Annotated in this window: 21 protein-coding genes and 1 other RNA gene; 10 read left to right on the forward strand and 12 right to left on the reverse strand. The window is 64.6% G+C overall.

Going from position 1 to position 21122, the window contains the following annotated elements; genetic code table 11:
- Positions 1-13: 13 nt before the first annotated feature.
- The gene (gene hemF / locus FIU86_RS02490; RefSeq protein ID WP_152473636.1) at positions 14-901 is read left to right on the forward strand and encodes an oxygen-dependent coproporphyrinogen oxidase; all 888 of its coding nucleotides are present in this window, start codon (positions 14-16) and stop codon (positions 899-901) included.
- A gap of 146 nt (positions 902-1047) precedes the next feature.
- On the opposite strand, the gene FIU86_RS02495 is transcribed toward hemF, so the two are convergent.
- The 8 genes from FIU86_RS02495 to FIU86_RS02530 all read right to left on the reverse strand — a co-directional run bounded on the left by FIU86_RS02495 (position 1048) and on the right by FIU86_RS02530 (position 6257).
- Positions 1048-1980: a lysophospholipid acyltransferase family protein gene (locus tag FIU86_RS02495; protein WP_152473637.1), complete on the reverse strand. Its 933-nt coding sequence runs from the start codon at positions 1978-1980 to the stop codon at positions 1048-1050.
- Positions 1981-2011: 31 nt separating this feature from the next.
- A complete protein-coding gene (gene nthA / locus FIU86_RS02500) occupies positions 2012-2653 on the reverse strand; it encodes a nitrile hydratase subunit alpha (protein WP_152473638.1) in 642 nt (213 codons plus the stop codon).
- 1 nt (position 2654) lies between these two features.
- Positions 2655-2927 (reverse strand): SH3-like domain-containing protein, encoded by a 273-nt coding sequence (locus FIU86_RS02505; protein WP_152473639.1) that lies wholly within the window; start codon positions 2925-2927, stop codon positions 2655-2657.
- Positions 2924-3259, reverse strand: a complete 336-nt coding sequence (locus FIU86_RS02510; protein ID WP_254703923.1) for an SH3-like domain-containing protein — start codon at positions 3257-3259, stop codon at positions 2924-2926. The genes FIU86_RS02505 and FIU86_RS02510 overlap by 4 nt, the downstream gene beginning before the upstream one ends.
- A 70-nt stretch (positions 3260-3329) precedes the next feature.
- Positions 3330-3554, reverse strand: coding sequence for a hypothetical protein (locus FIU86_RS02515; protein ID WP_152473640.1), 225 nt, complete (start codon positions 3552-3554; stop codon positions 3330-3332).
- Between the two features lie 72 nt (positions 3555-3626).
- Entirely contained in the window at positions 3627-4037 is a 411-nt protein-coding gene (locus FIU86_RS02520; protein ID WP_152473641.1) for a hypothetical protein, read from the reverse strand.
- Positions 4013-5821 (reverse strand): DNA polymerase III subunit gamma/tau, encoded by a 1809-nt coding sequence (locus FIU86_RS02525; RefSeq protein ID WP_302848765.1) that lies wholly within the window; start codon positions 5819-5821, stop codon positions 4013-4015. The genes FIU86_RS02520 and FIU86_RS02525 overlap by 25 nt, the downstream gene beginning before the upstream one ends.
- 43 nt (positions 5822-5864) lie before the next feature.
- Positions 5865-6257 (reverse strand): YidH family protein, encoded by a 393-nt coding sequence (locus tag FIU86_RS02530; protein WP_152473643.1) that lies wholly within the window; start codon positions 6255-6257, stop codon positions 5865-5867.
- Positions 6258-6355: 98 nt separating this feature from the next.
- Here FIU86_RS02530 and FIU86_RS02535 point away from each other — a divergent pair, with 98 nt between their 5' ends.
- The gene (locus FIU86_RS02535) at positions 6356-7186 is read left to right on the forward strand and encodes a neutral zinc metallopeptidase (protein WP_152473644.1); all 831 of its coding nucleotides are present in this window, start codon (positions 6356-6358) and stop codon (positions 7184-7186) included.
- A gap of 12 nt (positions 7187-7198) precedes the next feature.
- Positions 7199-7681: a protein-tyrosine phosphatase family protein gene (locus tag FIU86_RS02540; RefSeq protein WP_152473645.1), complete on the forward strand. Its 483-nt coding sequence runs from the start codon at positions 7199-7201 to the stop codon at positions 7679-7681.
- Positions 7682-7867: 186 nt separating this feature from the next.
- On the opposite strand, the gene ffs is transcribed toward FIU86_RS02540, so the two are convergent.
- An RNA gene (ffs, locus tag FIU86_RS02545) (signal recognition particle sRNA small type) lies at positions 7868-7966 on the reverse strand.
- A 9-nt stretch (positions 7967-7975) separates the two neighbouring features.
- Entirely contained in the window at positions 7976-9910 is a 1935-nt protein-coding gene (locus FIU86_RS02550) for a bifunctional 2',3'-cyclic-nucleotide 2'-phosphodiesterase/3'-nucleotidase (protein ID WP_172977406.1), read from the reverse strand.
- A 271-nt stretch (positions 9911-10181) separates the two neighbouring features.
- On the opposite strand from FIU86_RS02550, the gene nudC reads away from it, so the two are divergent.
- Both nudC and FIU86_RS02560 read left to right on the forward strand, forming a co-directional pair.
- Positions 10182-11138, forward strand: a complete 957-nt coding sequence (gene nudC, locus FIU86_RS02555) for an NAD(+) diphosphatase (protein ID WP_152473647.1) — start codon at positions 10182-10184, stop codon at positions 11136-11138.
- Positions 11139-11215: 77 nt separating this feature from the next.
- On the forward strand, positions 11216-11683 hold the full coding sequence (locus tag FIU86_RS02560; RefSeq protein WP_152473648.1) for an SRPBCC family protein: 468 nt from the start codon (positions 11216-11218) through the stop codon (positions 11681-11683).
- 72 nt (positions 11684-11755) lie between these two features.
- Here the strand turns inward: FIU86_RS02560 and FIU86_RS02565 are convergent, their stop codons facing one another.
- Positions 11756-12346: a hypothetical protein gene (locus FIU86_RS02565; RefSeq protein WP_152473649.1), complete on the reverse strand. Its 591-nt coding sequence runs from the start codon at positions 12344-12346 to the stop codon at positions 11756-11758.
- 492 nt (positions 12347-12838) lie between these two features.
- Positions 12839-13672, reverse strand: a complete 834-nt coding sequence (locus FIU86_RS02570) for a prephenate dehydratase (RefSeq protein WP_152473650.1) — start codon at positions 13670-13672, stop codon at positions 12839-12841.
- A gap of 140 nt (positions 13673-13812) precedes the next feature.
- On the opposite strand from FIU86_RS02570, the gene FIU86_RS02575 reads away from it, so the two are divergent.
- The 5 genes from FIU86_RS02575 to FIU86_RS02595 all read left to right on the forward strand — a co-directional run bounded on the left by FIU86_RS02575 (position 13813) and on the right by FIU86_RS02595 (position 21009).
- A complete protein-coding gene (locus FIU86_RS02575; RefSeq protein WP_152473651.1) occupies positions 13813-15003 on the forward strand; it encodes a cytochrome c family protein in 1191 nt (396 codons plus the stop codon).
- Between the two features lie 213 nt (positions 15004-15216).
- Positions 15217-17163 (forward strand): extracellular solute-binding protein, encoded by a 1947-nt coding sequence (locus tag FIU86_RS02580; protein ID WP_152473652.1) that lies wholly within the window; start codon positions 15217-15219, stop codon positions 17161-17163.
- 63 nt (positions 17164-17226) lie between these two features.
- On the forward strand, positions 17227-18312 hold the full coding sequence (locus tag FIU86_RS02585; protein WP_152473653.1) for a microcin C ABC transporter permease YejB: 1086 nt from the start codon (positions 17227-17229) through the stop codon (positions 18310-18312).
- A 4-nt stretch (positions 18313-18316) separates the two neighbouring features.
- Positions 18317-19423, forward strand: coding sequence for an ABC transporter permease (locus FIU86_RS02590; protein ID WP_152476881.1), 1107 nt, complete (start codon positions 18317-18319; stop codon positions 19421-19423).
- Positions 19420-21009, forward strand: coding sequence for an ABC transporter ATP-binding protein (locus tag FIU86_RS02595; RefSeq protein WP_152473654.1), 1590 nt, complete (start codon positions 19420-19422; stop codon positions 21007-21009). The genes FIU86_RS02590 and FIU86_RS02595 overlap by 4 nt, the downstream gene beginning before the upstream one ends.
- The last annotated feature ends 113 nt before the right edge of the window (positions 21010-21122 follow it).

A 21122-nucleotide genomic window follows, 5' to 3' on the forward strand; every position in this document is an offset into this window, starting at 1 on the left:
TGAAGGAAGCACCATGACAGACATGAACGAACAGAAATCCCGCGCGGCGTCGTGGTTTCACCAGTTGCGCGACGAGATCGTCGCGGCCTTCGAAGCGCTGGAAGACAGCCATGTGAGCGGTCCGCTGTCGGACGCGGCGCCGGGGCGGTTCGAGGTGAAGCCCACCAAGCGCACCAGCGACGATGGCTCGGACGCGGGCGGCGGGTTGATGAGCGTGATGCGCGGCGGACGCGTGTTCGAGAAGGTGGGCGTGAACGTCTCGGAAGTGTTCGGCCAGCTGGGAGAGCAGGCGCAAAAGGCGATGGCGGCGCGGGGCGTGCCGGGGATGGAGGACGACCCCAGCTTCTGGGCGAGCGGAATCAGCTTGGTGGCGCATATGCAGAACCCGCACGTGCCAGCAGTGCACATGAACACGCGGATGTTCTGGACGCCGCATGCATGGTGGTTTGGGGGCGGATCGGACCTGAACCCCTGCATCGAGTATGACGAGGACACCGCCCATTTCCACGACCAGCAGAAGGCGCATCTGGATCCGCATGGGGAAGAGATCTACCCGGCGCTGAAGGCCTGGGCGGACGAGTATTTCTATATCCCGCACCGCCACCGGGCACGTGGCGTGGGCGGCATTTTCATGGATGATCGCAATACCGGCGACTGGGAGGTGGATTTCGCCCTGACGCAGGATATCGGCCGGGCCTTCCTGAAAGCCTACTTACCGCTGGTGGAAAAGCGCCGCGCACAGGAATGGAGCGACGCCGACAAGGAGACACAGCTGGTGCATCGCGGGCTTTATGCGGAATACAACCTTGTTTACGACCGCGGCACCAAGTTCGGCCTCGCGACGGGGCATGATGCAGATGCGGTGCTGATGAGCTTGCCGCCGCTCGCGAAGTGGACCTGAGAGCGAAAAGAGTTTCATGCCTCCGGCGGGAGTATTTCGGGAACAGTGAAACTGTGATCGGCTTCGCTGTTCGACCAATACTCCGGGGTGCTCGAGGGGCTGGCCCCTCGACGGAAAATAGAGCGCGGCGCAGCCGCACCGTTGGATCACGCTTTCTCTTCTAGTTCGCGCAGGTAGTCGGCGCCGCGATCGGCCAGCGGGCCGGTGCCGTCTTTCCAGCGGCGGTGAATCCAGAACCATTGTTCCATGTTGTCGCGCACGGCCGCTTCCAGCCGAGCGTTGAATTCGCGCGTCATGGTGACAGGGTCGGAATGTTCGATGGGCGTCTCGGTGTGGATTGTGAAGTGGATGCCATCGGCGTCGCGCAAGCCCCACACGGGCACGAGCAAGGCGTCAAATTTCAGCGCCATTTCGGCGGTGGCGAGGGACGTCAACGCGGGCTTGCCGAAGAAATCGAGCGGCACGCCGTCATGGGCGTTGAGATCATTCAGGATCGCCAGTACGCCGCCGGAGCGCAGGTGCTTGACCATCTGCATCATGCCCTTGCGCCCTTGTTCGAACATCGGCTCGGAAAGGGCGGCCATGGCGCGGACGTAATGCGCATTGAAGGGCCGGTTGGCCATGGGGCGATAGAAGACGCCCATGTTGAAGCCCTGTTCCATCATCGCCATGCGCGCGGCGTTGAAGCTGCCGAAATGCCCCGTGACGAAGATGACCGGGCGGCCCGCGTCACGCGCCGCGCGCACATCCGGAAGGCCGGGGCCGACCACCGGGGACTTGCGGGCGTGATCGGGAAACTCGGGTGAGTAGAGCTCCATCATGTTGCGCCCGGCATTGTCGGGCACGCGGCGGGCCAGCGCCTCTATCTCGGCCTGCGACAGGTCGGGGCGGACAAGCGCGAGGTTTTCGCGCACGCGCTTGCGATAACCGGCGAGGGGCGCCAGCACGCGCGTGGTCAGCCAGGCCGCGAAGGGGATGCGCCAGCGGTAGGGCAAAAGGCGGGCCATGCGGATGGGCGCGACGAGGGCGGCGCCGGTCAGGCGTTCGCCGAAGGGGATCTTTTCAGGCTCGCTGCTCATGGGCCGGGGATACGCCGGGCGCGGGTCTGCCTCAAGCCTTTTCAGGCGAGAGGGGCAGGCCGGTGCCGATCATGGAGTCGCGGGTGACCAGTCTGGCCAGCGCGGCCGAGTCCATGCGGTCGGTGCCAACGGGCCGGGCGGGCAAGACGATGTAGCGCATGTCGGCGGTGCTGTCGTGGACGCGGATGCGCGTGGTCTCGGGAAGCTCTACTCCGAATTCGCGCAGTACGGCGCGGGGTTCGCGGACCGCGCGGGAGCGGTAGGCGCGGGTCTTGTACCAGTCGGGCGGCAGGCCCAAGAGGTTGCGCGGGTAGCACGAACAGAGCGTGCAGACGATCATGTTGTGGGTGTCGGCGGTGTTCTCGACCGCCACCAGATGCAGCGGGCCGATGTCGAAGCCCATTTCGCGCGTGGCGTCGCCGGCGTTTTCCATGAGCCGCGCCTTAAAGGCCGGATCGGTCCAGGCGCGGGCCACCACGGCGGCGCCGTTGGCCGGGGAGCGCGCATCCATCGTATCGATTTGCGTGGCAATCTCGGCCGGAGTGAGGTGACCCTTTTCGATCAGGAGTTCGCGCACGGCGATTTCCATGCGCTGGAAATAGGTGAGGGGGGCGTCGTTGTCCTGCCGGTAGGGGTGGCCGGAAGGCGAGAGGTGATCGTGGTCGTGGGGCATGTCAGGCCTCTTCCAGCCAGTGGTCGTAGATTTCGGCATCCACGGTATCAGTGGGGTTTTCCGCTGCGTCGCCCCAGAGTTCGGCCATGGAAAAGCGGACGCGGTAGAGGGTCTTTTCCGGGGCGGGCAGGCCGTAGGCGAGTTGCTCGGGGTTCTTGAAACGCCCGAGGATGCGTTCGATCTCGCCGGTCTTGCCGCGCAGGTAGAAGGGCGCGCGGATATGGCCTGGCGGGGTCATCGTTTTCACGCGGACCTTTGTGCCTGCGGGCGTCATTCCTGCGCCTCGCCATAGGTTGGGCCGCGCTGGGCGATTTCTTCCATGCGCTGGCCCAGTTCCTCAAGGCTGTAGACGCCCGCCTCGACAAGGTTCTGGTTGGTCGCGGCGATCCAGCGGTCGTAATAGGAGTATTTCTCGAAGGCGTCCTCGCCCATGTCCTCGAGCGCGCGCCTGAGGCCGTCGACGGTGAAGAGGCCCTTGGCCCCGCAGAGCACCATCAGCGCGTCGACGCGCTTTTCCCACAGTGCGAAGTCGTGGCCGTCCATCGGGATGGGGCCGGCGGCGTGTCCGCCCATGTCGTGCCAGCGGCGTTCAGGTGTGTCGGTCATGTGCGAAGGGTAGGACGGCGGGGCGGGGTGTGTCCATGGGTTTGCGCGAGCACGTGGGTATTCACCCACCCTATGTTAGGAAGCCTTCGCCGTTGCACAGCCCGCAGCGGGTGGTCTTGCGTCCGAAGCAGCCGTCGCAGCGGTCATGAATGGGTTTCCCGAAGCGGTCGAGCCGCCGATGCGTGGTGCCGTGGCCAAAGCAAACCTGGCAGGGCGCCTGGCCCGATCCGGTGCAGCGGTGGCAGCGGCGGAACTGCGCATGCTCGTGGGTGGGTCTGTTGAATCCGACTTTCATGACAAGGTCCTTTTCCCCGGCCATACCCCATGAATCGGGCATTTTGAGGGCCGGATCGCGGCCAGCGCGGTGTCAGTGCTTCGCGTCCTCGTCGCGCGGTTTGCCGGTGTAAAGCAGGAGGCCCACGCCGATGGCCATGACGATGGCGACGAAGAGCGCCGGGGATCCGATGCAGCCTTCCTCGGCCGCGGCGATACGCTGTCCGCCGGTGGGGTCGTAGATCGTGAAGGCCGAGACGAGCAGGCTCCAGCCGACGAAGACCGCCAGCGCGCCCCATGCGCTGCGGAAGCGCAGGACGAGGGCGGAGGCAAGGAGCAACACCAGCGCGGCGGGGGATCCGAAGAGCAGGATCGCTTCCTCCCATGCCGGGACGGGGGCGCCGTCCCAATCGGGGCGGACCTTGGCGCAGACGTCTTGCGCGCGGGCCGAAACCGGCAGCGCGCTCAGTCCGGCGAGGATCAGTCCTCTTCGAAGGGGTCCCATTCGTCGTCCACTTCGGGTAGCGCGTCGGCTTGAGCCTCGGCGGCGATGTCCTCGGGCGTGCGGATCTCGTCGATGCGGGCCTCGGGGAAGGCGGCGAAGACGGCTTGCACCAGCGGGTGTTCGCGGGCCTCGGCCTCCAGCGCGTTGCGGGCGGCGTCGCGCACCTCGGCGATGGTTTCACCACCGCCTTCATTCACGACCGTGACGCCCCAGCGGTTGCCGGTCCAGGTCTGCAGCCGGGTGCCGAGGCGGGCGGCGAGATCGCGGGGGGCGTTTTCCGTGGGGACGAATTCGATACGGCCCGGCTGGTAGGCGGCGAGGCGTAGCGAGGTCTCGACCTCGACCAGCAGCTTGACGTCGCGATGGGCGCGGATGAGTTCCACCACGTGGTCGAAGGTGGGGTAATGGGAAAGGGACGCCTCGGCCTGCGTGGCCAGCGCGGTGACGCCACCACCGTTGCCGCCGCCGCCGGTGGTTTGCGTTGGGGCATATCCGCCGGACTGGGACGCGGGGGCGCCGTGGGTTTCGCCGCCGTTGCCGCCGCTTGGCGGTGTGGGCGCGGGGCCGTTTGGTGGGCCGGAGGGAGGATTGTCGCGCAGGCGGCGCACGAGGTCCTCGGGCGCGGGCAGGTCGGCCACATGGGTCAGGCGGATGATCGCCATCTCAGCGGCCATCATGGAGTTTGGGGCGGCGGCGACCTCTTCGAGCGCCTTAAGCAGCATCTGCCACATGCGGGTCAGCACGCGCATCGGCAGGGCCTCGGCCATCTGGCCGCCCCGGGTGCGCTCGTCGGGGCCGATGGTGGGGTCCTCGGCGGCCTCGGGCGTGATCTTGACCACGCTGACCCAGTGAGTGACTTCGGCAAGATCGCGCAGCACCGCCATGGGGTCGGCGCCTTCGGCATATTGCGACGACAGCTCGGTCAGAGCGCCGGCCGCGTCGCCCTTCATGACGAGATCGAAGAGGTCCATGACGCGGCCCCGGTCGGCGAGGCCCAGCATGGCGCGGACCTGTTCGGCGGTGGTCTCGCCCGCGCCGTGGGAGATGGCCTGATCCAGAAGGGATGTGGCGTCGCGCGCCGAGCCTTCGGCGGCGCGGGTGATAAGCGCCAGCGCGTCCTCGGCGATCTGGGCGTTCTCGTTGCCAGCGATGCGGCGCAGGAGGTCAAGCATCACCTCGGGTTCGATCCGGCGCAAGTCGAAGCGCTGGCAGCGCGAGAGGACCGTCACGGGAACCTTGCGGATCTCGGTGGTGGCGAAGATGAACTTCACATGCGCGGGGGGTTCTTCGAGCGTCTTCAGAAGCGCGTTGAACGCGCCCGTGGAGAGCATGTGAACCTCGTCGATGATGTAGACCTTGTAGCGGGCCGATGCGGCGCGGTAGTGCACGCTTTCGATGATTTCGCGGATGTTGCCGACGCCGGTGTTCGAGGCCGCGTCCATTTCCAGCACGTCGACATGTCGGCCTTCCATGATGGCCTTGCAATGCTCGCACTCGCCGCACGGGTCGGTGGTGGGTCCGCCCTCGCCATCCGGGCCGATGCAGTTCATGCCCTTGGCGATGATCCGGGCGGTGGTCGTCTTCCCCGTGCCGCGGATGCCGGTCATGATGAAGGCCTGCGCGATGCGGTCGGCCTCGAACGCGTTCTTGAGCGTCCGCACCATCGCGTCTTGCCCGACGAGATCGGCAAAGGTCTCGGGGCGGTATTTCCGGGCCAGAACCTGGTAGCCGGTGTCTTGGGTCTCGCTCATGCCACGCCTTTTGGGATTCGGATTTCGGGGCAGAGTAGAGGCGTGGCGCGTCGGGGTCCAGCAGGGGGTGCGGCGATCAGAGGCTCCAGAGGATGGCGCCGGTGGCGAGGGTCGCGATCGTCATCAGGCTGGCCAGCAGGGTGAAGTTTCGGGTGGGCATGGGCGCGGCATCGTAGGTTTCCATGCTGCTGATGGTCTTGCGGGCCTGGTGGCGGGCGGCCCAGAACACGACGATGGCGATGACGAGGAAGACCGATGCCACGGCCTTGGCGGCCCATGTGGGCTCGAACGCGCCGAAGACGGCCTTGAGGCCGATGGCGACGCCGACCGCGCCCAGGCCCGTGCCCATCCAGCTGTTGAAGGTGCGTTCGTTGGCCAGGATCGTGCGGTCCGACGCCCAGTCGGTGCGGTTCTCGGCCCACCTGGTTTTCTTGTCCTGCTCGCCGTGGTCGGCGTCGTCCTGTGGCATTCCCGGCTCCTTGCGAAATTTTCGTTCATATTCAGTATATCCGAAAGAACGAAAACCGGGCTATGTTGGTTGCGGTTCATCGTCCTTGGGGGGACATCATGCGGTTGAGAGGGTTTCGGCGTAGCCGGAATATCGAGGATCGGCGCCGGTCCGGTGGGGGTGGCTTCAAGCTGGGCGGTGTGGGGCTGCTGATCGTACTGGCGATCGGGTATTTCGCGGGCATCGACGTGACGCCTCTGTTGCAGGGCGGGGGCGGTGTGCAGACGGCCCCGCGCGAGATCAGCGCCGAAGACGAGCAGGCGGCGGAATTCACCTCGCGCGTGCTGGCCACGACAGAAGAGGTTTGGGAGCAGGTGTTCGCACGGCAGCTGGGCGAGGACTACGCCCCGCCAGTGCTGGTGCTGTATTCCGGGGTCACGCAAAGCCCGTGCGGCGGAGCGTCCGGCGCAACGGGGCCATTTTATTGTCCGGCGGATCGCAAGGCGTATCTGGATACCGAATTCTTCGGCACGCTGTCGCGGAAGTTGGGGGCGAAGGGGGATTTTGCGGCGGCCTACGTGATCGCCCACGAGGTGGCGCATCACGTGCAAAACCAGCTGGGGATCCTGCCGCAGGTCAATCGCGCCCGGCAGCAAGCAAGCCAGGCGGAGGCCAACCGGCTGACCGTGCGGCTGGAATTGCAGGCCGATTGCCTGTCGGGGGTGTGGGCGCGGTCAGTCGAAGGTCTGCTGGAGCCCGGGGACCTGGAAGAAGCGCTGAATGCGGCGCGGCGGATCGGTGATGACCATTTGCAGAAACGCGCAGGTCGGGTGCCGCAGCCGCATACCTTCACGCATGGCACCTCGGAGCAGCGGTCGCGATGGTTCGCCACAGGCTACGAGAGTGGTGATGTACGATCCTGCGACACGTTTGCGGCGGATCGTCTCTGAGGCGCGAACGTCATGTCGCAGTTTGTCATATACGCGCTGCCGGTGGCCGAGGGGATCCTCGGCATAGCGCCGATGCCCGGACGTGGGGGACACTGGGAGGAGGATCTGCAGCATCTGGCGGACTGGAAGCCGGCGCTCGTGCTATCGACGACCACGGCGTCGGAACAGGTCAGCCACGGCCTGACGGATATGGGGGCCGAGATCCAGGACAAGGGCACCAGGTGGATCCACCTGCCGGTGGAGGACATGGGCGTGCCCGCGCCGGAGCGGATCGAGGAGTGGCACATCGCCAGCAAGACCGCACTGGCGGCGTTGCAGGGCGGAGGGCGTGTGTTGATCCACTGTTTCGGAGGCTGCGGGCGATCCGGCATGGCGGCGCTGCGCTTGATGGTCGAGGCGGGCGAGGACGCAGATGCCGCGCTGGAGCGTTTGCGCGCGGTGCGGCCCTGTGCGGTGGAGACCGATGCGCAGTTGAAGTGGGCGCGCGCGGGTTGAGGCGAGGGCAAATTTTTTGCGGAAAAATTTGGGGCGGAAAATATGGAATTTTCCGGGACAGAATTTTTGAAAAATTCTGTTGCTAGTTAATGTATGTGCGTATCTTGGAATTTTCTGGTGAGGCCTTACGGGGATGCGCTGCACTCCCTTTCGGCCGGTGCAAACCGGACTGCGTCCGGTTTACTTGGGTGAGAGGCTGGACAACGACCCAAGCGGGGCTCGTTACGGCTGCTTCCTTCCGGACCTGACCGGGTTGGCGAGGCGCCTGCCCGCGCCAACCTCTCGGTCCCTTATCTAAGGTCTTTGACGGGGATTCGCAAGGTCTGCCAGCCGTGCAAGGGGGATCGCCAGGCGCAGGAATCCTGTCGCGTCCACACCGAGATCGTGTGCGCTCAGGGTCGCGAGGTCATCCGGGTGATTGCGCACGCCGGGGCCGGTTTCCAGCAGAACGGTCGCATCTTTCGGGCCGTCGAGGTGCCAGCCGCCGGCGGCGGACAAGTTGCCGTCGGTGCCGGTGTCGGTATCACGCAGGAATGCGGTGAGGTGATCGCGGACGGTTCGCGCGCTTTGATGCACCACGGCCTCGGGTGCGGCGCCGGGATAGGGGCCGCCACCGAAGGCGCGGAAATTGTTGGTGGCGACGCAAAAGAGCGCATCGTCCGACAGTGGTTCCCCGTCGTGCGAAAGGTCGCGGATGCGCTGCGCGCCGGAATTGAGCAACTGTCCCTGCGGGTCATAGCGCGGCGGTTGCGACAGGTCGATGCGATAGCTCAGACCCGAGATCGTGTCGAACGCATGGCTCGCGAAGGCGGGGTTCCAGAGCGGTTGCGGCGTGGTCCCAAGGCCCGGCAGGATCTGGTGAAAGCAGGACGCGGCGCGTTCCAGCCAGTCGACCACCTGCGCGCCGGTCAGCCGCAGCCCGATCAGGGTGTTGGGAAACGGGTAGAGCTCGTCCATGTGCCCCTGCGTCAGCGGACCGGCGGGAATGTCGATGAAATCGCCGGATCCGCCGTGGCCGCCGGACTTGAAGCAAGGTGTCGCGGCCAGAACCGGCAGACCCGCGTCCTCGGTGCCCTCGAGCGCGGCGGAAAGCGCGGCTGTCTTGGCGTCGAGCACTGGGCGGAGCGCGTTGCAGGGCCGGACCCGCGCGAAATAGCTGTGGATGGGATGCGCCGTGTGACCGACCGGTTGGGAGGTGACGTGCAGTGTCGCCATGTGGGCCGGGCGCATGACCATGGACAGATCCGGGTCGGCGGCGGCCGGGGCGGTGCCGTCGGGCGGCGCCACGGGGCGTGCGCGACAGTGGAAATCCTGCACGAACCATGTCGCGGTCGCCGCATCCTGTGCAAGGCAGAGGTCCAGCACGCCCAGATGCGAGCCGCGAAAGCCCGCCATGACCGCCGGAACACCGGCGAGGGTGCCGGCGTGGTGATCGACGCCCGGCACGGGAGGACCGGGCGCGGTGGCTTCGGGAAAGACCTGGTGACTGTGTCCGGTCAGAAGCGCGTCGATCCCCGGCACCGTCGCCAATGCGAGGGCCGCGTGCTCGAGGGCCGGGTCGGCGCTGTCGGGCATGGACGCGGCGGGGCCGATCCCTGTATGGGCCAGCACGATGACGATGTCGGCGCCAGCCTCGCGCAGGCGGGGCACCTCGGTCGCCGCGGTCTCGACGATCCCGCGTGTGGTGACGCGGCCCGCTAGGTGCTGATGGTCCCATGTGGTGATCTGCGGCGGCAGCAGGCCAAGCACGCCGATGTGCAGCCTGTGCGCTTTGCCGCGGTTGTCGCGCAGGACCGTCGGCAGGATTACGGAGGGCGGATGCAGGGGCGTTTCTGTGGTTCCGGCGTGCAGGGCGTTGGCGCAGAGCACGGGGAAGGTGGCCTCGGACAGGGCGCGGTTCAGCCAGTCGAGGCCGAAGTTGAATTCGTGATTGCCAAGGGCGGCGGCGTCGTAGCGCAGTCGGTTCATCGCCGCGATCACCGGATGCGGGCCGGACCAGCCGCTGCCCGGACCGGTGCCGATATCGCTGAGCGCGGAGCCCTGCAGGAAATCACCATTGTCGAAGAGCAGGCTGTTGGCGGCCTCGGCGCGGGCGCGGGCGATCAGCGTCGCCGTGCGGGCCAGACCATAGCCCGGTACTTCGGCATCGCGGTGATAGTCATAGGGCGCGAGATGAGCGTGGACATCGGTGGTTTCCAGCACCCGCAGCCAGATGTGCCTGTTCGGCACGGGACGATCCGCGGATGCGGGCACGTGCGGCCAAGTGTGGTCAGGCGCGTGGTGACTCATGTTTGTTGTCGAACGTCCCCAATCCAGGAAGTTACCCGGTTAGATCCGAGACTGGCACAGGAGGCGGGGTGGCAGCAATCGCCTTTTGGTTGAAGTCATTTATTTAGGATCGCGCTAAGATTGGGGTGCTGGCGTGCGTGGGATTGCGGCTTCGGGCGCGGCTTGCTGTCGGCGGGGGGCTGTGGCAGGTCTGCGGCAAAAGGAGATGCAGATGCGCCATGCCGAGACTGTGACATTCGGCGGTTCGGGACTTGACCGTGCCGCCGAGCTGCGGCGGCGGCCGGAGGAGATCGCGCAGTCGCCGCGCGAGGTGGTGCTGTTGTGGCAGGGCAAGCCGTTGATCGAGGCGCCGGGGCTGGACCGTTTAGCACGGCTGCCCGCCGACCATCCGGTGCTGGCGCAGACGGCGCCCGAGGCCGTGCTGCTGGGCCGGGAGGACGATGGGCGCCTGATCGAGGCGCGCGAACTGGTGGGCTGGATGCCCGAGGACGTGGACCCCGCCCAGATGAACAGCTTTGTCGACACGTCCGAGCAGCGGCATCCGCTGCTGGCGGATGATCAGGTCTTTGCCGAGCTGCGCCGTGTGATGACCCGTTTGAGCCCACGCGATGCCGAGCTTGCCGCCACCGCCAAGGCGGTGCTGCACTGGCATGTCAGCCACCGTTTCTGTGCGCGCTGCGGCGCGCAGAGCGAGATGACCCAAGCCGGATGGCAACGCGCCTGCCCGTCCTGCGGCGCACAGCATTTTCCGCGCACCGATCCGGTCGTGATCATGCTGATCACCCACGGCAACAGCGTGCTGATGGGCCGCTCGCCGCATTGGCCGGAGGGCATGTTCTCGCTTCTGGCGGGGTTCGTGGAGCCGGGCGAGACGATCGAGGCGGCGGTGCGCCGGGAGGTCTGGGAAGAAGCGGGGGTGAAGGTGGGCGCGGTCGATTACCTGGCAAGCCAGCCCTGGGCCTTTCCGGCGTCGCTGATGTTCGGTTGCCGCGGCGTGGCGCTGAGCCGAGAGATCACCATCGACCCGGTCGAGATCGAGCACGCGAGTTGGGTCAGCCGGGAGGAGATGATGCAGGCCTTTTCCGGGGCGCATCCCGTCCTCAGTCCGGCGCGAAAAGGTGCAATCGCGCAATTTTTGCTGCGCAACTGGCTGGCGGATACGCTATAACCCCGTTATTTGACAGTTATCCATAGCCCAGCCCGGCGCGAAAGACCGGACGGGACAAGACAAGAAGAGGCGCAGACATGAAATTCGTGGCCCATGAAGACGTAGAAGCCCCGATCGAGTTCGTGTTCGAGCAGGTGACGGATTTCGCGGCGATCGAGCGGTCGGTGCTGCGGCGCGGGGCGGAGGTGCAGCGCGTCGACGACCTGAATGAGACCCGGCCGGGGATGAAATGGGATGCGGCCTTCGACCTTCGGGGCAAGCGGCGCGAGATGCAGCTGGAGCTGACCGAGCTGGACCGGCCCAATGGCCTGGTCATTGCGTCGCGCTCGCCCAATATGGGCGGCAAGATGGTGCTGGACCTGGTGGCGCTGTCGCGGTCGCGCACGCGGATCAGCGTGGTGATCGACATGACGCCCAAGACGCTGGCGGCGAAGCTTCTGGTGCAGTCGATGAAGCTGGCGAAGAATAACCTGAACAAGCGGTTCAGCCTGCGTGTGGCGGGCTATGCCAATGAACTGGAAGACCGCTACAAGAGCGTCGCGTGAGCGAGTCGGGCCGAACGAAAAACGGGCCGCCGAGGGTAGCGACCCGTTTTCCGGTGTCAGTCAGGGCGGGTCTTAGCCCAGCTGGTTGTCTTTCTCTTCATCCTGGAAGGGTGCGCCGAAGCCGTAGCCCAGCTGATTGTCCTTCTCGTCGTTCATGAAGGGGGCGCCGTAGTTGCTGGCGACCTCGAAGGTGGTGGCGTCTGCGCTGTAGCCGCGCTGATCGTCCTTGTCTTGGTTCACGAAGGGTGCGCCGTACTTGCTGGCGATCAATTGGCCATCGGTTGCCGTATCGTCGCCATAGCCACGCTGGTCGTCTTTCTCCGGATTGACGAAGGGCGCACCGTACTTGCTGCTGGCTACAAGTTGCCCGGCGGATGACGCATCGGCGCCGTAGCCGCGTTGGTCATCTTTCTCTTGATTGACGAACGGTGCGCCGAAGTTCGCGGCGAGGCCAAGCTGATTGTCTTTCTCTTCATCCTGGAAAGGTGCGCCGAAACCGTAGCCCAGTTGGTTGTCCTTTTCTTCGTCGAAATAGGGGGCGCCGTTGGTCAGGACGCTGTTGTTGAGCGGCGCGCTGTGTTGGCCGAGGACGTTGACGACCTGCAGGGCGGCGGCGGGGGTGGCGAGTGCGGCGAGAACCGCGACTGTGGTGATGGTACGCATGATGTGTTCCTTCCGTATGGTGCGCGTCAAATCTCTTGACGGTGTGTTTTCGTTTCGATGTTGGCGGCGCGGGCTGTCCGCGTCGTCTGGCAAACAAGATGGCGGCATTCGGGGCGTCGGCACAGGGGGGCTCCGCGCCTCGTTACTGGCCATACACGTGGATGCACAGATCCGTGAGAATTGGCGTGACCTTGCTCCGTGCGCTGTGTTTTTAGGTGGTGGAATTCCTCCAAAACTCTGTTTTTATGTAATAAATATAGTTACATTTGTTTTGTGCAGAAACGCACCAATTCGGTGCAGTTTTTGACGTACCGGTGCATTTGTAATAATTGACCTTGCGGCAGACAGTGCCGCCGGTCGTGGATGCCGGGAAATGGCCTTAAGCGTGCCGCCTTTTACCTGAGACATCAGTCACGAGCGCGGCGCGCGCAGCGGCCAAGCCTTGCACTGCGCTGCGTCACAAGCTGCGGATCAGGGTCTTGCTGAAGCGCTTTAGTGGCGGCGCGGGTCGGCGGGGTAGACGCCCAGAAGCGTGATGTCGGAGGTGAAGTAATCCAGTTCCTCGAGCGCGCGCTTGACGCCGGGGTCGTCGGGGTGGCCCTCGATGTCGGCGTAGAACTGGGTCGCGGTGAAGGAGCCGCCGACCATGTAGCTTTCCAGCTTGGTCATGTTGACGCCGTTGGTGGCGAAGCCGCCCATTGCCTTGTAGAGCGCGGCGGGGATGTTGCGCACCTGAAAGACGAAGGTGGTCATCATGCCGTCATCGCCGCGGCGGGAGTGATCCGGTTCGCGCGACATGACGAGAAAGCGGGTCGAATTGTTGCCCTCGTCCTCGATCTCGCGGGCGAGCACGTCGAGGCCGTAGATCTCTCCGGCGAGTTCGGAGGCCAGCGCGGCCATCTCGGGGTCGCCGGCCTGGGCGACCTCGCGGGCAGAACCGGCGGTGTCGGCGCCGGTGACGCGGTGGATGTCGTGTTGGGCCAGGAACTGACGGCACTGGCCCAAAAGCATCGTATGGCTTTTGGCGCGCTTGACCTGTTCCAGCGGCACGCCGGGCAGGGCCAGCAGGTTGATATGCACGCGCACGAAGGCCTCGGCAATGATGTGCAGGCCGGAGTCGGGCAGAAGGTGGTGAATGTCGGCCACGCGCCCGAAGGTGGAGTTTTCGACCGGCAGCATGGCCAGGTCCGCCTCGCCCGTGCGGACCGCCTCGATCGCGTCCTCGAACGTGCGGCAGGGCAGGCTATCCATGTCGGGATAGGTGTCGCGGCAGGCCTGGTGGGAATAGGCGCCGGGCTCTCCCTGAAAGGCGATGCGTTTGGTCATGTCGTTGGTTCTTCGCCTGATTTTTACCATTTCCCGCTTAATTTTGCCGAAGGCGGGCGTTTGGTCGCGGAAACTACACCTTGCACCGCCCGAGGGGAAGCGGATAGATACCGCGCGAGAGATTCAGATGGAAGCGGGCTATGTTTGACACAATGACCTTCACAAAGATCATGGGCGGCCTTTGCGGCACGTTCCTGGTCTTTCTTCTTGGCAAGTGGGCTGCGGAAGAAATCTATCACGTCGGTGGCGGCGGTCATGGCGAGGAACACCAGGCGGCCTATGTCATCGAGACCGATGAGGGCGAAGGCGGCGGCGAGGCCGAAGAAGAGGAGGTGGTGACGCTGGCCTCTCTTTATCCCGATGCGGACGTGGGCGCGGGCGAGCGCGTCTTCGGCAAGTGCAAGGCTTGTCACCAAGCCGAGGATGGCGCGAATGGCGTCGGTCCGCATCTTTACGGTGTGGTCGGGCGCGACATCGGCTCGGTCGGCGGCTACAGCAGCTATTCCGGTGCGCTGAGCGAAGCCGGGGACGTCTGGACGCCCGAAAATCTTTACGCATTTCTTGAAAACCCGTCGGGCTGGGCGCCGGGTACGTCAATGGGTTATGCCGGTCTGAAGAAGCCTGAGGACCGTGCCAACCTGATCGCTTATCTTGACCAGACCGATGGCGACATGACGGAAGTGGCCGCCGGGGAAGGCGCGGAAGAGACCGCGTCGGCTGAAGAAGGCACCGAGGAAGAGACCACCGAAGAGGCATCTGCCGAAGGTGGTGAAGAGCAAGCTTCCGAAGAAGCCGCGGCTGAAGAAGGAACCGAAGAAGAGGCCACCGAGGAGGCGTCCGCTGAGGAAGGCTCTGAACAAGAAGCCACCGAAGAAGCGTCTGCGGAAGAAGGTTCGGAAGAGCAAACCACCGAGGAAGCTGCGGCCGAGGAAAGTTCTGACGAGGCCGGCTCGGAAGAGCAGGCATCCGAGGAAAGTTCGGGCGGTGAAGGTGGCGGCTCGGAGTTCGAGCAATTGGTCGCCGCGGCTGACGTGGCTGATGGCGAGAAGGCGTTCCGCAAATGCGCCGCCTGCCACAAGGCCGAGGAAGAAGCCAACGGCGTGGGTCCGCACCTTGTGGGCGTAATCGGTCGCGACATTGCGTCGGTCGAGGGGTTCAACTATTCCGACGCGTTGGCAGGCCTCGATGGTGCATGGACGGCCGACGAGATGAACGCGTGGCTGGAAGATCCCAAGGGGTACGCGCCGGGCAACAAGATGGCCTATCGCGGTGTGCGCAAGGAAGAAGAGCGCGCGGCGCTGGTCAAGTACCTCGAGTCCACCGGCAACTGAGCCGGGACGCAAAAAAACTCTGAAAGCCGCCGTTCCGATCCGGAGCGGCGGCTTTTTCATGGGCGATGCGGCGCGGAGAGGCGGCAAGACGTCGCCGCGCGGGATGTTTGAACGGAAATCCCGCTTTCGGCGCTTGAAACCCGTTTCGTTCCTACTTTAGCTTGCCTTGCAAGAACAAAGACCCCACATCAGGCAGGTCAAGAGGAGAGAAGAATGACCCGACGCCACAGCCGGGCCACGACCCGGGCGATCGCCGTTTCCCGCACCCGTTTCCTGACCGCCGCCCTGACCGGGCTTTGCATCGCGGCGCTGGCTGCGGCGACCGCGCTGGCGCAGGACGAGGGTGCGGACGAGACCATCATCAAGAGCCATGGCTATTCCTATTTCGGAGAGTTGAAGTATTCCGATGATTACGAACATTTCAGCTATGTGAACCCCGACGCACCCAAGGGCGGCGAGATTTCCATCGCGTTGGCGGGCAGCTTTGACTCGATGAACCCCTACACCCGTAATGGCCGCGCCTCGGCCCTGTCGACAATCATGTACGAAAGCCTTTTGGGCCAGGTTCTGGCCGGGTCGGGCAGCCTGCCGGGCGACGACATGAACGGCATGTACGGGCTGGTGGCGCACACGGTCGAATACCCCGAGGACAAGTCGTGGGTGATCTTCCACATGCGGCCCGAAGCGACGTTTTCCAACGGCACGCCTGTTACGGCAGAGGACGTGGCGTTTTCGCATAACCTGCTGCTGGACCAGGGGTTGAAAAGCTATGCCGACGCCGTGCGCAAGCGTATTCCGAAGGTCGAGGTGCTGGATGAGCACCGGGTCAAGTTCTACTTCGCGGACGGCATTTCGCGCCGCAGCCTGATCGACCAGGTGGGCACGGTGCCGATCTGGTCCAAGGCGTGGTACGAGGAAACCGGCGCGCGGCTGGACGAGCCGCGGCTGGAGATCTCGCCGGGGTCTGGGCCTTATGTGATCGAAGAGGTGGTGCCGAACCGCCGCGTGGTGATCAAGCGCAACCCCGATTACTGGGGCTGGGACCTGCCGATCAACAAGGGCCGGCACAATTTCGATACGATCCGGCTGGAATACTTCGCGGATTCCACCGCTGCCTTCGAGGCGTTCAAGGCGGGCGAGGTGACGTACCGCACCGAGGCCGACCCCAAGCAATGGGCCAGCGCCTATGATTTCCCGGCGGCCAACAAGGGCTGGGTGAAGCTGGAGGCGATCCCGGACGGGTCGCCGCCGCAAATGACGGGCATCGTGTTCAACACCCGGCGCGACGTGCTGCAGGACAAGCGTGTGCGGGAAGCCGTGGCGCTGATGTTCAATTTCGAGTGGACCAACGAGTCGCTGTTTGCCGGGTTTTACGAGCAGCAGCGGTCCTATTCCACCGGCACCCCGCTGGAAGCGACCGGCGTGCCGGAAGGCGGCGAGCTGGAGTTCCTGAATTCGCTGGGCGACGTGGTGCCCGAGGAAGTCAAGACGACCGAGCCGTGGGTGCCGCACACGAGCGATCCCGCGCGCCTGACCTCGCGCAAGAACAAGCGGCAGGCGCTGCGCCTGATGCAGGAGGCGGGTTACACGGTCGGCGACGACGGCAAGATGCGGGGCGAGGACGGCAAGGTGCTGCGGCTCGATTTCCTGCTGAACGCGTCGGGACAGCCCACGGAAAAGGCCGTGGCCGAGAACTTCGTCTCCAACCTTCAGGACCTGGGCATCAATGCGCGGCTGGAGGCTGTCGACAGCGCGCAGTTCACCAAGCGCGAGCGCGACCACGACTATGACCTGGTGTTCGACGGCTATCCGGCGCTGATGGGCACGGGTACGGGCCTTGCCCAGCGGTTCGGGACCGAGGCGGCCGATGGCCTGTTCAATCCCGCCGGGCTGCGCAGCGAGATGGTGGACCGGATCATCGAGGAATCCCTGATGACCGAAAGCCAAGAGGAAGAGGACATGACGATCCGTGCGCTCGACCGGGCGTTGCGGCATGAATTCGTGGTGATCCCCGATGGCTACGCCCCCGATCACTGGGTCGCCTATTGGGACCAGTACGCGCATCCCGAGGAAATTCCGCCCTACCTGCTGGGAACGCTGGACTTCTGGTGGTACGACGCCGAGAAGGCCGAAAAGCTGAGAGAGGCGGGCGCGCTTTGACGATCTGGCAGGTTCTGGAAGACGGGGCGCTGACGCGCATCCCGCGGGCATAGGGGGCCACGGGTGGGCGCCTATATCGTAAGACGGCTGTTGCTGATCGTCCCGACGCTGATCGGGATCATGATCATCAACTTCGCGCTGGTGCAGTTCCTGCCCGGCGGCCCTGTGGAGCAGGCGATTGCCGACATCCAGGGGCAGGGCGACGTGTTCGGCGGCTTTGCGGGGGGCGAGCAGGATGGAGCCGTCACCGGCAACGAGGATGACAGCGGCTATATCGGCTCGCAGGGCCTGCCGCCGGAGTTCATCGCCGAGCTGGAAGCGCAATTCGGGTTGGACAAGCCGCCGCTGGAGCGGTTTCTGAACATGTTGTGGAACTACGCGACCTTCGATTTCGGAGAGAGCTATTTCCGCAAGATCGACGTGATGGACCTGGTGCTGGAAAAGATGCCGGTCAGTATCACGCTGGGCATCTGGACGATGCTGTTGTCCTATCTCGTGTCGATCCCGCTGGGCATCCGCAAGGCAGTTAAGGACGGCAGCAGTTTCGATACATGGACCAGCGGGATCATCATCGCAGCCTATGCGATTCCGGCGTTTCTCTTCGGGATCATGCTGCTGGTGCTGTTCGCGGGGGGCAGCTACTGGCAGATCTTCCCGCTGCGGGGGCTGACCTCGGACGGGTGGGAGGACATGACCGTGATCGGCAAGGTGCTGGATTACCTGTGGCACATCGTCCTCCCGGTCACCGCGCTGAGCATCGGCGGGTTCGCCACCCTGACAATCCTGACGAAGAATTCGTTCCTCGACGAGATCAAGAAGCAATACGTGATGACCGCGCGGGCCAAGGGCCTGACCGAGCGCAAGGTTTTGTATGGGCACGTCTTCCGCAACGGGATGCTGATCGTGATCGCGGGGTTCCCGGGCGTGTTCGTGAGCGTCTTTTTCACGGGCAGCCTGCTGATCGAGACGATCTTTTCGCTGGATGGTCTGGGGCGGCTCTTTTTCGAGGCCGCCATCGGGCGCGATTACCCGGTGATGTTTGCCACGCTCTACCTGACGACGCTGATCGGGCTGATCGTGGCGCTGATCGGGGATCTGACCTATGTGCTGATCGATCCGCGCATCGACTTCGAGAAGAGGTCGGGCTGAGATGATCAAGCTCAACCCCCTGAATCAGCGTCGCTGGCGCAACTTCAAGCGCAACAAGCGGGCCTTCTGGTCGCTGATCATCTTTGCGCTGCTGTGTGTGATCACCCTGCCCGCCGAGTTCGTGGCGAATGACAAGCCGCTATTGGTGAAGTACCGCGATGCGTATTACATGCCGATCTTCAAGTTCTATCCCGAGACCGAGTTCGGCGGGGATTTCCGGACCGAGGCGGTATATGCCGACCCGGAGGTGGAGTGCCTGATCGTGTCGGGCGGGCTGGTGGATTGCTTCGACGATCCTGAGGGGATCATCGAGGATGCCCAAGACGGCGAGGTGATGGGCGAGGCGATCGAGAAGGGCTGGACGCTTTGGCCGCTTATCCCCTACAGCCACGACACGCCGGTGGACCGGCCCGGAGCGGCGCCCCTGCCGCCCAACGAGCAGAACCTGCTGGGCACGGACGGGACCAAGCGGGACGTGCTGGCGATCGTGATCTACGGCTTCCGGCTGGCGGTGATGTTCACGCTGGTGGTGACGTTCTTTTCGTCAGTCATCGGGGTCGTCGCGGGGGCCGTGCAAGGGTATTTCGGCGGGCGGATCGACCTGTTCTTTCAGAGGTTCATCGAGATCTGGGCGTCTACGCCACAGCTTTACGTGATCATCATCCTGTTCTCCATCCTGCCGAGGGGGTTCTGGCTGCTGGTCGGGATCATGGTGGCGTTCGGGTGGATGGCGCTGGTGGGCGTGGTGCGCGCGGAATTCCTGCGCGCGCGCAATTTCGAATACGTGCGCGCGGCCAAGGCGCTGGGCGTGGGCAACATGAAGATCATGTTCCGCCACATGCTGCCGAACGCGATGGTGGCGACGCTGACATTCCTGCCGTTTATCATCACCGGCACGATCAGCTTGCTGGCGACGTTGGATTTCCTAGGCTACGGCCTGCCTTCGGGGGCGCCGTCATTGGGGGAACTGACGCTTCAGGCCAAGCAGAACCTTCAGGCGCCGTGGCTGGCCTTTACCGCGTTCTTCACCTTCGCGATCATGCTGTCGCTGCTGGTCTTCATCTTTGAAGGCGTGCGCGATGCGTTCGACCCACGGAAGACCTTTCAATGAGCCTGCTTGAAGTGAAAGACCTGAAGGTGGGCTTCCGCCAGGATGGCGCGGTGACGCAGGCCGTGCGTGGCGTGTCGTTCAGCGTGGACCGAGGCGAGACCGTTGCTTTGGTAGGCGAGAGCGGGTCGGGCAAGTCGGTGACGGCGCTTTCGACAGTGTCGCTCCTGGGTGAAGGTGCGATTGTCGAGGGCAGCGTCACCTATGACGGGCAGCAGATGATCGGCGCGAATGACAAGCTGCTGCGCAAGGTGCGGGGCAACGACATCAGCTTTATCTTCCAGGAGCCGATGACGAGTTTGAACCCGCTGCACACGCTGGAAAAGCAGCTGACCGAGTCGATCGAGCTGCACCAGGGGCTGCGCGGTGCGGCGGTGCGGGAGCGTATCCTGGAGTTGCTGAACCGCGTGGGCATCCGCGACCCCGAAAGCCGGCTGGGCGCCTATCCGCATCAGCTGTCGGGGGGCCAAAGGCAGCGGGTGATGATCGCCATGGCGCTGTCGAACAAGCCCGATGTGCTGATCGCGGACGAGCCGACGACGGCGCTGGACGTGACGATCCAGGCGCAGATTCTGGAACTGTTGGCGGAACTGAAGCGCGAGGAGGATATGGGGCTCTTGTTCATCACTCATGACCTTGGCGTGGTGGAGCGCATTGCCGACCGGGTCTGCGTGATGAAGGATGGCGAGATCGTCGAGAGCGGACCCACCGAGGAGATATTTGGTAACCCGCAGCATGAGTACACGAAAAAGCTGCTGGGGGCTGCGCCCTCGGGCGTGCCCGAGCCGGTGCCGGAAGGGGCCGAGACGCTGGTCGAGACGCATGGGCTGCGCATTTGGTTTCCGATCCAGAAGGGCCTGTTGAAGCGCACGGTGGGCCATGTGAAGGCGGTGAACGAGGCCGACATCGAGGTGCGCCGGGGCGAGACGCTGGGCATCGTGGGCGAAAGCGGGTCGGGCAAGACCACGCTGGCGCTGGCGCTTATGCGGCTGATCGAATCCGAGGGCCAGATGCGGTTCGAGGGCGAGGACATGCGCGAATGGTCCACTCGCAAGCTGCGGCGCAAACGCTCGGACATTCAGATCGTGTTCCAGGACCCGGTGGGCAGCCTGAGCCCGCGCATGACCTGTGAACAGATCATTGCCGAGGGGCTGGGAGTGCATGGCAACCCCGACGGGCGGCCGGTGCGCGAGTTGGTGGCCGAGGTGATGCGCGAGGTCGAACTGAACCCCGAAACGATGGACCGCTATCCGCACGAGTTTTCCGGTGGGCAGAGGCAGCGGATCGCCATCGCCCGCGCGATGATCCTGCGGCCCAAGCTGGTGGTGCTGGACGAGCCGACGAGTGCGCTGGACATGACGGTGCAGGTACAGATCGTGGATCTCTTGCGCCGGTTACAGGTGAAATACGGGCTGACCTATCTTTTCATAAGCCACGACCTGGCCGTGGTGCGGGCGATGAGCCACAAGGTGGTGGTGATGAAACAGGGCGATATCGTGGAATACGGAGCCTCTGAGGAAATCTTCGAGAGCCCCAAGACCGAGTACACGAAGACCTTGTTGCAGGCGGCGTTGGATCTGACCGTTTAGGCGGCGCGTGGGTTTTCACCCACCCTACGCGGTTAGGGCGCGCGGGGCGAACTTGTGACATCTTGTTTACCCTGCGGCAAGCCGCAGGGTACCTTGACCCAAAGGGCCAGTTG

Source organism: Roseovarius sp. THAF9 (assembly GCF_009363715.1).
Taxonomy (GTDB): domain Bacteria; phylum Pseudomonadota; class Alphaproteobacteria; order Rhodobacterales; family Rhodobacteraceae; genus Roseovarius.